The organism is Aquitalea magnusonii (assembly GCF_003202035.1).
Taxonomy (GTDB): domain Bacteria; phylum Pseudomonadota; class Gammaproteobacteria; order Burkholderiales; family Chromobacteriaceae; genus Aquitalea; species Aquitalea magnusonii.
This window is the reverse complement of sequence record NZ_QJKC01000025.1, coordinates 1-13,098: the sequence shown is the minus strand read 5'-3', so window position 1 is coordinate 13,098 and position 13,098 is coordinate 1. Positions and strand designations below refer to the sequence as shown.

The window sequence follows — 13,098 nt, the reverse complement described above, 5'->3', positions numbered from 1 at the left end:
GCTGCCGTCCGCCGCTTCGCATCAAACCCAGCGCATTTTCTGCTGATGGACATAAAAAAACCGGCCCCAGGGGGCCGGCTTGTTCACTTTGCCTTGGCTGATCAGGCCAGCAGGTGGTTGTTGAGCTCGCGCATGCCGGCAGACAGCATGGCCAGATCCAGCACGCTGAAGGACTGCAGCTCGGCAAACATCTGGTAGCACAGTTCCAGCTCGTTGCGACGCTTGGCCAGCCAGGCATCGGCAAAAGCCTTGTCACCGCTGGCTTCGCTAAGCGCCAGCTTGGCCAGCTTGCGATGCAGGCGATACAGGTCGTCACGCAGCGCAGAGCGGGCCAGCGACTGCCAGCGGTTGTCGCGCGGCAGGCCGGTGATGGCATCGCGCAGCCAGTCCAGTTGCAGATTGCGTCCCAGCTGGAAGTAGTTTTGCGCCACTTCGTCCAGCGACAGTTCGCCACCTTCGCTGATTTCGATGATGTCCATCAGCGGTACGGCAAACTCCAGACGCGCCAGCACGCGGGCCAGTTCCTGCGGCATGTTCGGCAGGCTCAGGCGGGCTTCCAGCTCGGCCACGGCCGGGTACTGTCTGGCATCCACCAGCGCCGGCAGACGTGCCAGCAGGGCCTGCACCTTGCCAGCGTACTGTTCGATCACGGCATTCACCGAGGTGAACGGACGCTTGTTGCGCAGCACCCAGCGGGTGACGCGCTCGATCAGGGTACGCACCAGCACCATCATTTCCATTTGCTGGTCGGCCGGAATCAGGTTGTCCAGCGCTTCGATCTGGCCCCACAGGTTTTCCGCATCAAACACGCGGCTGGCAATCCACCAGGCGCGGGCGATGTCGGCCGCGGAGAACGGCGACTCCTCCTGCAGGCGGAACACGAAGGTGGTGCCCATGCGGTTGATGATCTGGTTGGCCAGCTGGTTGGCGATGATTTCGCGGCGCAGCTGATGCTGTTCCATCTGCTTGCCAAAGCGCTGTTGCAGCGGTTTGGGGAAGTAGTTGACCAGCACCGGCAGGAAGTCGGCATCGTCCGGCACATCGGTGGCCAGAATGGCCTGATCCAGCGAAATCTTGCTGTAGGCCAGCAGGACGGCGATTTCCGGCACGGTCAGACCCTGACGCGCCAGACGGCGTTCGTTGATCTGGGTTTCCGACGGCAGGTATTCGATTTCGCGGTTCAGCTCGCCGGTCTTTTCCATGTGCGAAATCATGCGCGCATGGGTGGACAGCATGGAGGCCGCTTCCAGTCGCTTGATCGCCAGGATCTGGGTTTGCAGCACGTTGTTGCGCAGCACCAGATGGCCCACTTCGTCGGTCATTTCCGCCAGCAGCTCATTACGCTGTTTCAGCGTCATGTCACCAGCCTGCATCACTGCGCCCAGCAGGATCTTGATGTTGACTTCGTGGTCGGAGCAATCCACACCAGCGGAGTTGTCGATGGCGTCGGTGGCGATACGGCCGCCGCACAGCGCAAATTCGACACGGCCCAGCTGGGTGCAGGTCAGGTTACCGCCTTCGGCCACCACGCGGGCTTGCAGCTGGTTGCCATTGACCCGTACCGGGTCGCAGGCGCGGTCGCGGGCGTCGGCATGGCTCTGGGTGGAAGCCTTGATGTAAGTACCGATACCGCCGTTGTACAGCAGGTCGATCTTGGCCTTGAGGATTTCATGGATCAGCTCGTTCGGCGCCATGCTGTCCTTGTCGGTTTCCAGCCACGCCTTGACTTCAGGCGACAGCGGAATGGACTTGGCCGAGCGTTCGAAAATGCCGCCGCCCTTGGAAATCAGCTCGCGGTTGTAATCCGCCCAGCTGGAACGCGGCAGATTGAACAGGCGCGCCCGTTCGGCAAAGCTGGTCTTGGCGTCCGGCGTCGGGTCCAGGAAGATGTGCAGGTGGTTGAACGCGGCCTTCAGGCAGATGTGTTCGGACAGCAGCATGCCGTTACCGAATACGTCGCCAGCCATGTCGCCAATGCCGATCACGGTGAAATCCTGCTCCTGGGTGTTGATGCCCAGATGGCGGAAGTGACGCTTGACCGATTCCCAGGCACCGCGGGCGGTAATGCCCATGCCCTTGTGGTCGTAACCGGCGGAACCACCGGAAGCAAAGGCGTCACCCAGCCAGAAGCCGTAGGATTCGGAAATGCCGTTGGCGATGTCGGAGAAGGTTGCGGTGCCCTTGTCGGCCGCCACCACCAGGTAGGGATCATCCGGGTCCAGACGGCGTACGTCCTTGGGCGGAATGATCTGACCGGTCACCAGGTTGTCAGTCACGTCCAGCAGTGCGGAGATGAAGATCTTGTAGCAGGCGATGCCTTCGGCCAGGAAGGCTTCACGGTCGCTCGGTGCCGGCAGTTGCTTGCCGACAAAACCGCCCTTGGAGCCCATCGGCACGATCACCGAGTTCTTCACCATCTGTGCCTTCACCAGGCCCAGCACTTCGGTACGGAAGTCTTCCATGCGGTCGGACCAGCGCAGGCCACCACGCGCGACCTTGGAGCCGCGCAGATGCACGCCTTCCACCCGCGGGCTGTACACCCAGATTTCAAACATCGGGCGCGGCTGCGGCAGGAAAGGAATCTGGTTGGATTCCAGCTTGAAGGAGATGTAGGACTTGAATTCGCCCGCTGCATCCTTCTGCCAGAAGTTGGTGCGACGGGTCGCCAGAATCACCGCCAGGAAGCCGTTCAGGATACGGTCTTCATCCAGGTTGGCCACATTGTCCAGCAGCTCCTTCACTTCGGCCAGCAGGGCATCGGCGCGGGCGTCGTCGGCATTCACCGGGTCCAGGCGGGCCACGAACAGCGCCACCAGACGACGGGTGATGTCCGGGTAGTTGGCCACGCACTGTTCCAGATAGTTCTGGCTGAAGGTGAGGCCGCCCTGACGCAGATACTTGGCCAGTGCGCGCACCAGCGAGATTTCACGCCAGTCGAGGCCGGCAATCAGCGCCAGACGGTTGAAACCGTCGTTTTCGCAGCGCTTGGCAAACACCTGGGCCAGCAGTTCCTGGAAGTCTTTCTGTACCGCTTCGCTGGACATCTGCTCGAAGAAGGCACCCACGTCCAGGCCGAAATCGCTGATCCATACTGCGGAGCCGTCTTCACGCTCGACACGGTACGGATGCTCGTCGCTCACCTTGACACCCATGTTCTCCAGGATGGGCAGGCTGGCGGACAGGCTCATCGGCTCGCCTTCGCGGAACAGCTTGAGGTTGAATGCCTGGTTGCCACGATGGAAAGGACGGTACAGCTTCATCGCCAGCGGATGACCGGCAGAAACCGACTCCAGCAGTTGCACGTCCAGCACGGCATTGCGCACGGCAAATTCTTCGCGGTAGGCCACCGGGAAGGCCGAACGGTAGCGCTTGAACAGCAGGTTGCCGGCTTCTTCGCCGTGCACTTCCACCAGTTGCTGGTGCATTTCTTCCACCCAGCCACGCACCAGACGGGCGATTTCCGCCTCGATGTCGGATTCGCGGAAGGCCGGCAGCTTGGACGCATTGGTGCGGATGATGTAATGCACGCGCGCCAGCGAGCTGTCGCTGATCTGTACGCTGAACTCGGCCGAGTTGCCATTGAAGGCGGTCATCAGCACTTTTTCGATCTTCAGGCGCACTTCGGTGTTGAAGCTGTCACGCGGCACGTAGACCAGGCTGCTGACATAACGATGGTAGCGGTCCTTGCGCACGAACAGGCGCACGCGCGGGCGTTCCTGCAGGCTGACAATGCCTTCGGCGATCGGGCCCAGTACATCGGCCGGGATTTCAAACAGCTCGTCGCGCGGATAGCTTTCCAGCACGAAACCCAGGGTCTTGGCCTTGTAGCTGTCGTCCACGTAGTCGCAGTTGGCTACCACGCTGGCCACTTTCTGGCGGACCAGCGGAATGTCCTTCGGCGAAGCCTGGTAGGCGCTGGCGGTGTACAGGCCGAGGAAGCGGCGCTCGCCGATCACTTCACCCTTGTCGTTGAAGCGCTTGATGCCGACAAAATCGACATAGGCCGGACGGTGGATGATGGAGCGGGTTTGCGATTTGTTCAGGATGATCAGCTGCGGCAGGTGCGCCAGTTCGCGCAGTTCCTGCGGCAGGGTTTCAAAGCTGGCGGAATATTCCTTGTCGCCCTGGTCGCGCAGGATGCCCAGGCCGGAGTCCTTGACGATCTTCAGGCTGTCCTTGCCATCGCGCTTGACCAGGTCGTAATCGCAATAGCCCATGAACAGGAAGTGATTGCCCGCCATCCAGCCGAGGAAATCCACGGCTTCCTTGGCTTCGGCAGCACGTTCGCCCTTTACCTTGGCCAGGTCCTTGCCGATTTCGCCCAGTACGGCGCGCATTTTCGGTTCATCGCTCACCAGCAGGCGGATGTCGGCGATGATGCGGTTGAGTTCGGCTTCCAGCTTTTGCAGGGTGGCGGCATCGCTGACACGGTCGATCTGCACGTGGATGAAGGATTCCAGCGGCAGGCTGCGGTCCTGCGTGCGGCGGATTTCCTGCAGATTGCCGCTCTTGTCACGGCCAACCGACAGCACCGGGTGCACCAGCAGGTGCAGGTTGATGTTGTGGCGCGACAGCAGCATGGAGATGGAGTCGATCAGGAAAGGCATGTCGTCGTTGACGACTTCAATCACCGAATGGGTGCTCTGCCAGCCATCCCGTTCGAAATCGGGAGTATAGATGCGTACCTTGTGCTGACCGGGGTTACGCTTGCGCGCAAACTCGAAATGGGCCAGCGCGGCACCGAACAGGTCCAGCGAGGAAAACTGGCGCAGGTCGGCATGCTCGGTTTCTTCAAAGTAGATCGGGAAGAAACCGGCGAGTTGTTGTGTCTCCTTGGATGAAAGCTTGCTCTGTGCAACGGCCTGGATATCAGCAATCAGGCTCGCCAGTTCGGTCTTGTTGGTAAGCGACATGGGGCTTCTCTTGTTGTATGCACGGTTTGTGTCGGGGCATTGTAGTAAGCCCGCTACCCGCGGGATTTCCTTAATGCGACACCGACTTACAGAAAGATGGGATGCAGTGCAGCATGAAAAACCCGCCACACGGGCTGGGCTGGTTTTTCTCCCACTTTTCGCCTTATAGCAATGCGACAGCCAATTACACAATGGCTTGCACAGCCTACATTGTATACAATCCGACAATCAATAGATAAGTACATGATTTTGATGACGTTTCACTTTGAATACAAATAGGGGTAAAATGCGCCCCTTCGCAATTTTGGGCTACCCGCCGCAAATGCGACTGATTGTTGGGCTGGACGATTCCTGCCACCATTGCCTGGCGTCTTCACAGGAGGCGCATGCAGGCATAACAACAACAGGTTCCGGCCGTGCTGCCCAGGCAGCCATCCCTTCCACGCCGGGTTTACAAAGTAAGACCATGAGAAAGATCGCACGATCTTTCTTTGCCATGCGAGAAGCAGAGACACATATGAAGAAGGTCATTTTTGCTGCTGCAGTTGCAGTCAGCCTGTCCGGTTTTGCCGCCCATGCCGAAACCATCCGCTTTGGTGTAGACCTCAACTACCCCCCGTTCTCCAAACAGGGTGCCGATGGCAAGCCGGAAGGTTTTGACATCGACATGGCCAATGCACTGTGCAGCGCCATGAAAGTCACCTGCCAGATCGTGCCGCAGGACTGGGATGGTCTGATCCCCGCGCTGAATGCCAACAAGTTCGACGCCATCCTGTCTTCGATGCAGATCACCGAAGAGCGCAAGAAGGCTGTCGACTTCAGCAACAAGTACTACAACATCGCCAGCCGCATCATTGCCAAGAGCAATACCCAGGTCTCCCAGACCTCCTTCAAGGGCAAGAAGATCGGCGTGCTGCGTGCTTCCACCCAGGAAAAGTTTGCCCGTGACTTCTGGGGCAAGAACGGTGCCACCATCGTGGCTTACACCAAGTCGCCGGAATCCTTCCTCGACCTGAAGGCCGGCCGCGTCGACGCAGTTTTCGTTGACGGCGCGGTGGGCGAACAGGAATTCCTCAAGACCGACGGCGGCAAGGGTTATGCCTTTGTCGGCCCCAACTATGCCGACGTGAAATACTTCGGCCTGGGTGCGGGCATCGCCGTGAAAAAGGGCAACCAGGCGCTGACCAGCCGCCTGAACAAGGCCATCGAGCAGATCCGCAAGGATGGCAGCTACAAGAAAGTACAGGACAAGTACTTCCGCTTTGACGTCTACGGCGGCTGATACGGCAAGCCCTGCCGTGTGAAGCTCTCTCCTGCCGGCGGAACCTTCGCCGGCAGGCATCGCCACACATAACAACGACAAGACTCATCCGGAGAAACCATGTTCAAGTCCCTCATGGTGCTGGGCGCGTGCGCGCTCGGCATGACGGCTGCCGCCCACGGCGAAACCCTGCGCTTTGCCACCGACGCCAGTTACCCACCGTTCTCCCAGCAAGGCCCGGACGGCAAGATGAAGGGCTTCGACCCCGATATTGCCCAGGCGCTGTGTTCTGCCATGAAAGTGAGCTGCGAAGTAGTGCCGCAGGATTTCGATGGCATCATCCCTGCCCTGCAGGCGCGCAAGTTCGACGCCATCATCGCCTCGATGAACATCACCGAAGAGCGCAAGAAGGTGGTCAGCTTCTCCAACAAGTACTACAACATGCCCAGCCGGCTGGTCGCCAGACAGGGCAGCCAGATCAACGACGCCTGGTTCAAGGGCAAGAAGATTGGCGTATTGCGTTCTTCCATCCAGGAAAAATACGCCCGTGACAACTGGGTGAAGCTGGGGGCGAAACTGGTGTCCTATGCCAAGGCGCCGGAATCCTTCCTCGACCTGAAGGCCGGCCGCGTGGATGCCAGCTTTGTCGATGCCGCCGTGGGTGAGTCCGACTTCATCAAGACGCCGTCCGGCAAGGGCTATGCCTTTGTCGGGCCGGAATACAACGAGGTGAAATACTTCGGTGAAGGCGCGGCCGTGGCGGTGCGCAAGTCCGACCAGGCCCTGCTGGCCCGCATCAACAAGGCATTGCAGCAGATTCGCGCCGACGGCAGCTACGACAAGATCCAGAAGAAGTACTTCAGCTTCGACATCTACGGCAAATAAACCGTTGCGGTGGTGACGGCAGCCACTGCCGTCACCGTCCCTTCCCGGGAAACACAGGGGTAGTACATGTTTTTACACGGATATCTTCCCAGCATCCTCGATGGAGCGGTGCTGACGCTGAAGCTGGCGGCGGCGGCGCTGGCCGTTTCGGTGCTACTGGGCCTGATTGGTGCCATGTTCAAGATGGCCCCGTCCAAAGCCTTGCGCACACTGGCCGAGCTGTATTCCACCGTGGTGCGCGGCGTGCCCGACCTGGTATGGATGTTTTTGCTGTTCTTCGGCGTGCAGATGCTGCTGAACGATGCCGCCACCGCCATGGGCTGGGCTGCGCCGGACATCGACCCCTTTATCGCCGGGGTGCTGACGCTGGGCTTCATTTTCGGTGCCTACATGACCGAGACCTTTCGCGGCGCCATCATGGCCGTTCCCAAGGGACAGATGGAAGCCGGTGCCGCCTATGGCATGGGACCGCTGCGCATCTTCCTGCGCATCACCTTTCCGCAAATGGTGCGCTTTGCCCTGCCCAGCTTTACCAATAACTGGCTGGTCCTGGTGAAATCCACCGCGCTGGTCTCGGTCATCGGCCTGAATGATGTGATGTATCGCGCCGATGCCGCCAAGTCCAACACCCAGGAGCCGTTTACCGTCTACATGCTGGTGGCGCTGATCTTCCTGGTGATCACCAGCGTGTCCAATATCCTGCTGGGCATGCTGGAGCGCCGTTATTCCACTGGCTTGAAGGAGAACGGCCTGTGATCGACTTTCATCTTATTCTGGAAAAGCTGCCGGCCTTTCTGGGCGGAGCGGATGGCCAGCCACTGCTGAGCACCAGCGACGGCATCGTGATGACCCTGCAACTGCTGGGCGCCTCGCTGCTGCTGGGCATGTTGCTGGCCATTCCGCTGGCACTGGGCCGGGTATCGAAAAACCGCCTGCTGTCCGGCAGCGTCTGGCTGTATACCTATATATTCCGCGGCACGCCTTTGCTGGTACAGCTGTTCATCATCTATTACGGCCTGTCGCAGTTTGATGCCGTGCGTGCCAGCTGGCTGTGGCAATACCTGCAGGATGCCTGGTTCTGCGCCATTCTCGCCTTCACGCTCAACACGGCAGCCTATACCACGGAAATCATCGCCGGACAGATCCGCACCACCCACTGGGGTGAGATCGAAGCCGCCCGCGCCATGGGCATGAGCAAATGGCTGATGATGCGCCGCATCGTGATTCCGTCTGCACTGCGCCGTGCCCTGCCGGCCTACAGCAACGAGGTGATCATGATGATGCAAAGCACGGCAGTGGCCGGCCTGGTGACGCTGGCCGACATCACCGGCGTGGCCCGGCGCATCTACAGCGACACCTATATGGCTTTCGAGCCCTTCTTGGTGGCCGGCGCCATCTATCTGGCACTGACTTTTCTGTTTGTCTGGCTATTCAAGCAGGCAGAGCAACGCTGGCTGGCCTATCTGGCCCCGCGCAAGCATTGACAGCGTGGGCGGCAATGGCGCCGCCCTCTTTCAGCAATGGCCGCCATCCCACTGCGGCAGATGAAACCTTAAGACAAGGGTTGCAAGCATGAAACATACCGACGCGGCACCAGCCACCGACATCAAACTGCGCGTTGCCGACCTGCACAAGAGCTATGGCAACCACGAAGTACTCAAGGGTGTATCGCTGACCGCCCATGCCGGCGACGTCATCAGCATCATCGGCTCCTCCGGCTCGGGCAAGAGTACCTTCCTGCGCTGCATCAACATGCTGGAACACCCCAACAGCGGGCAGATCCAGCTGGGCGGCGAAGAGCTGCAACTGGTGGCCGACAAGAAAACCGGCGCCCTGCGTGCCGCCAGCCACAAGCAGCTGGAACGCATCCGCACCAAACTGGCCATGGTATTCCAGCACTTCAATCTGTGGGCACACATGACGGTGCTGGAAAACATCATCGAGGCCCCCATCCACGTACTGGGCCTCTCCCGCGACGAAGCCATCGCCCGTGCCCGCAAATACCTGGACAAGGTGGGCCTGAAAGATGTGGAAGGCAAATACCCCTCCCATATGTCCGGCGGCCAGCAGCAGCGCGTGGCCATTGCCCGTGCCCTGGCCATGGAACCGGAAGTGATGCTGTTTGACGAACCGACTTCGGCACTGGACCCGGAACTGGTGGGCGAAGTACTGCGGGTGATGCAGGACCTGGCGCGCGAAGGCCGCACCATGGTGGTGGTGACCCACGAAATGGGCTTTGCCCGCGAGGTGTCCAACCACGTGATTTTCCTGCACAAAGGCAAAATCGAAGAGCAAGGCAACCCGAAGCAAGTGCTGGTCAATCCACAAAGCGAGCGGCTTGCACAATTCCTCTCCGGCAGCCTTAAATAAATCGTACAATGCCTGCAGATAGCAGCGTCATGCCAAGCACGGCATGACCTGCTTTTTTGGTATAGTGCTCACTTTTTTTGGAAAACATGGGTCATCCAATGCACGCTGCCAAACCGTTACGCTACGGTTTTCTCCTGCTTCCGCACGCTTCCATGGCCGATTTTGCCATTGCCAGCGAAGTGCTGACCCGGGCCAACCAGCTGGCCGAAAAAAAGCTGTACGAATTCCTGCCGCTCTCCCTCAACGGCCTGCCGGTGGCCATGTCCAACGGCCTGAAACTGCCGGTGGATCTGCCGCTGGCCTATGCGCCCAAGCTGGACGGCCTGTTCGTGCTGGCCGACGACATCACCATTGAAGTCAACCTGGACGAATTCCTCAAAAGCATCAGCGGCCTGCATACCGACAAGCTGCCCATCGCCGGCATTGGCTGCGGCAGCTACTGGATGGCGCGCGCCGGCCTGCTGAACGGCTTTCGCGCCACCATCCACTGGCAGGAAATCAGCCGCTTTACCGAGGAATTTCACGAGGTCATCGTCTCGTCCAATCTGTACGAAATCGACCGCAGCCGCATGAGCTGCGCCGGTGGCGCGGCCACGCTGGACTTCATGCTGTCGCTGGTCGGCAGCCTGCATGGACATGAATTCACCGCGCGCCTGTCGGAAATGTTCAGCATCGAACGGGTACGCCCTGGCAACGAACGCCAGCGCATTCCGCTGGCTACGCGCATCGGCGGCAGCCAGCCCAAGCTGACCGAGGCCGTCAGCCTGATGGAAGCCAATATCGAAGAACCGCTGACCACCGATGACATCGCCTACTACGTCGGCGTGTCGCGCCGTCAGCTGGAACGGCTATTCAAGCAATACCTCAGCACGGTGCCGTCCAAATACTATCTGGAACTGCGCCTGAGCCGGGCACGCCAGTTACTGCAGCAAACCAGCAAGTCCATTGTGCAGATCGGCTTGGCTTGCGGTTTTTCCAGTGGCCCGCACTTCTCCAGCACCTACCGCAATCACTTTGGCATCACCCCCCGCGAAGAACGCGCCCAGCGCACGCAGGTGGTGGTGGAGCCGCGCTGATCCACCCACGCCATACCCACCAAGCCAAAGAGCCGCAATGCGGCTCTTTTTTTGATGTTGGATCCGGCTCAGCCGGCGGCAGGCGCCTGCTCCGGCGCGGTCACCGTCTGAGACAGGGGCAATTCAATACGGAAGCAGGCACCGCTGGCCGGAATGTTTTCAGCGCAGATCAGCCCGCCATATTGCTCGACAATGGTCTGGCAAATCGACAAACCCAGGCCCATGCCGTTCTGCTTGGTCGAAAAGAAGGGATGGAACAGCACTTCCAGCGACTCCGGCGAGATGCCGCGCCCGGTATCGCGTACCTCCAGAATGGCCTTCTTGCCCTCGCGCCGGGTATGAATGATGATATGGCGCTTCATCACCGGCTCATCGCGCAGCGCATCCATGGCATTGGACAGCAAGTTCAGCACCACCTGCTCCATCTGGATGCTGTCGGCCATCACCGCCATCGGGTAGACCGACAGCAACTGCACCATCTCGATGCCACGTTCTTTCAGGTCGTACTCCGCCAGGAACATGCAGTTCCCCACCACCTGATTCAGGTCGATCAGCCGGATTTCCATCGCCCGCTTGCTCACCAGCGCGCGCAAACGCTTGATGATTTCCCCGGCGCGGTCCGCCTGCGCCACCGCCAGCCTGAGTGCCGACTCCACCTGCGGACGGCTGTCTTCGCCAAACTCCAGCAGCTGCAAGGACGCCTGACAGTAATTGGAAATGGCAGTCAGTGGCTGATTCACCTCATGCGCAATGCCGGAGGCCATTTCACCCATGGTATGCAGGCGCGCCACATGCGACAACTTTTCCAGGTGCTCCTTCACCCGCAGCTCGCTAGCCTCCAGGGCCTCGGCCGCACGCTGCCGCACCGGCCCCATATCGCGCAGCGCGCACACCACGCCGGTCAGGCTGCCATTGCGTGAAAACAAGGGGGCAATCGCCCCTTCCACCAGGCGCACATGGCCCTTGGCGGTAGCCAGTTGCATGCGCTCCGGTAGTTCCACGGTGTGGGCCGCACGGTAACACTCGCTGACCGGGTCTTCGGCCAGCTCGGCAGACAGCTCGCCAATCAGCCGGAATACATTCAGGAAAGGCTGGCCGATCACCTCCTCCCGGCTCATGCCCAGCAGGGTCAGCGCCATCGGATTGGCCATCTCGATCTTTTGCTGCGGATCCAGCGTGATCACGCCATCGTGCACCGCGTTCAGGGTGACCGCGGCGCGCTCGCTCTGCAAAAAGATCGCCTCATCCGCCTGGCTTTGCGCCCTCTTCATCGCCTGCCGCTGGCTATAGATCAGCCAGAGCGAAATCACCAGCGACAAGATCAGCCCCTCCCGCAGCAGCAGGCCACCCAGCTTGAAATCACTCAGCAGCACATCCTTGCCGACCCGCAGCACAAAAGGCTGGGATTCGCTCACCAGTGGCAGGCTCAGCTCAAGCCGAGACAAGGCCGGCAGCCAGTACCCGGCATCGCTATGCTTGCCACGGGCATTGAAAATGGTACTGCTGCTGTCCGTCGTCAGAATCGACAAATCCAGCTCTGCCGGCACCCCTTCCGCCGGCGAAATATTCAACAGTTTTTCGCAGTACACCACCAGCGCCACCACACCAACCAGCTGGCCGCGTCCAGCCGCTCCGGCAGCCCCATTCGCACCCAAAAACACCGGCTGCATCAGCAGGTAGACCCGGCCGCCTTCATACAGGTCAAACGGTGCCGATGCCAGCTTGTGGCCACTCTCTATCGCCTTGCGCATCTGCGCGGCAAACCGCGGCTCATGCAACACATCAAAGCCGTATACCGAGCTGGCCGCCGGAATGTCCGGCTCTATCATGGTCACGACCAGATGCTGGTCGCGCACCGGTGCCGGCACCCAGCTACGCCGACCGGCGATATCGAAATCACGGATAAAAAAGGTAGCGCCAAAGCGCTGCTGCATTTCATCCAGAAACGCCTGCCGGTTATCCCGGTTCACATGCTGGAAAAACTCCACGGTATACAACTGGGGATAATGCGAAAGAATCTGGTGAGAAAACGCCTTGAGAACAGGCATGTCGAATTTCTGCCGCGTCATCAGCAGCGCATCCAGGGCGGCCAGCACCGATTCATTCTGATCCAGCTTGCGCGCAATCACGCCATGCGCCAGCCTAGCACTGCGATCAAAATCTTCCTGTATGCGCTGGTACTCCGACATGGCCCACTGGATTCCGACCATGAGCGCCACACCCAGCCACAACAGAACAAACAGGTGCAATCGTTTACGCAGGAATTCGGCCAAGGGAGTCTTTCCGGGCTAGCAACAGGAAAATGCCGCCTGCACGGCGGCCAGAAGAGCAAAGATTGCGTATTGTAACGTCAGCCAGCCATCCGTTACAGCGTAGTACTGCTTAGCCTTCGCTTCTTCAGATGCAATAAAGCCGCCCACAGGCGGCTTATGCAATGACACCAAGACCAGAGCCAGCCCCAATGCAAAAAGCCCAGCTCGGTTGAGCTGGGCTTTTGTAAGGGGAGTCTGGCGGTGTCCTACTTTCACATGGCGAATGCCACACTATCATCGGCGCTAAGGCGTTTCACGGTCCTGTTCGGGATGGGAAGGCG

Annotated in this window: 8 protein-coding genes and 1 rRNA gene; 6 read left to right on the top strand and 3 right to left on the bottom strand. The window is 59.9% G+C overall.

Annotation, left to right across the window (positions count from 1 at the left end):
• Positions 1–101: 101 nt before the first annotated feature.
• On the bottom strand, positions 102–4,913 hold the full coding sequence (locus tag DFR38_RS18770) for an NAD-glutamate dehydrogenase (protein ID WP_110313771.1): 4,812 nt from the start codon (positions 4,911–4,913) through the stop codon (positions 102–104).
• 517 nt (positions 4,914–5,430) lie between these two features.
• Between DFR38_RS18770 and DFR38_RS18765 the strand changes: the two genes are divergently transcribed.
• The 6 genes from DFR38_RS18765 (at position 5,431) to DFR38_RS18740 (ending at position 10,505) form a co-directional block, all read left to right on the top strand.
• Positions 5,431–6,195 carry an ABC transporter substrate-binding protein gene (locus DFR38_RS18765; RefSeq protein WP_059286532.1) on the top strand — a complete coding sequence of 255 codons (765 nt, stop codon included), beginning with the start codon at positions 5,431–5,433 and terminating at the stop codon, positions 6,193–6,195.
• A gap of 99 nt (positions 6,196–6,294) precedes the next feature.
• Positions 6,295–7,059 (top strand): ABC transporter substrate-binding protein, encoded by a 765-nt coding sequence (locus DFR38_RS18760; protein ID WP_059286533.1) that lies wholly within the window; start codon positions 6,295–6,297, stop codon positions 7,057–7,059.
• A 66-nt stretch (positions 7,060–7,125) separates the two neighbouring features.
• Positions 7,126–7,815, top strand: a complete 690-nt coding sequence (locus DFR38_RS18755) for an ABC transporter permease (RefSeq protein WP_059286534.1) — start codon at positions 7,126–7,128, stop codon at positions 7,813–7,815.
• On the top strand, positions 7,812–8,543 hold the full coding sequence (locus DFR38_RS18750; RefSeq protein WP_059286535.1) for an ABC transporter permease: 732 nt from the start codon (positions 7,812–7,814) through the stop codon (positions 8,541–8,543). The genes DFR38_RS18755 and DFR38_RS18750 overlap by 4 nt, the downstream gene beginning before the upstream one ends.
• A gap of 88 nt (positions 8,544–8,631) precedes the next feature.
• Positions 8,632–9,429 carry an ABC transporter ATP-binding protein gene (locus DFR38_RS18745; protein ID WP_059286536.1) on the top strand — a complete coding sequence of 266 codons (798 nt, stop codon included), beginning with the start codon at positions 8,632–8,634 and terminating at the stop codon, positions 9,427–9,429.
• A gap of 152 nt (positions 9,430–9,581) precedes the next feature.
• Positions 9,582–10,505, top strand: a complete 924-nt coding sequence (locus DFR38_RS18740; protein ID WP_226034258.1) for a GlxA family transcriptional regulator — start codon at positions 9,582–9,584, stop codon at positions 10,503–10,505.
• Between the two features lie 68 nt (positions 10,506–10,573).
• On the opposite strand, the gene DFR38_RS18735 is transcribed toward DFR38_RS18740, so the two are convergent.
• Together DFR38_RS18735 and rrf are read right to left on the bottom strand one after the other, a co-directional pair.
• The gene (locus DFR38_RS18735) at positions 10,574–12,778 is read right to left on the bottom strand and encodes an ATP-binding protein (RefSeq protein ID WP_059286538.1); all 2,205 of its coding nucleotides are present in this window, start codon (positions 12,776–12,778) and stop codon (positions 10,574–10,576) included.
• Between the two features lie 232 nt (positions 12,779–13,010).
• A 5S ribosomal RNA gene (gene rrf / locus DFR38_RS21940) occupies positions 13,011–13,098 on the bottom strand; the annotation flags it as partial.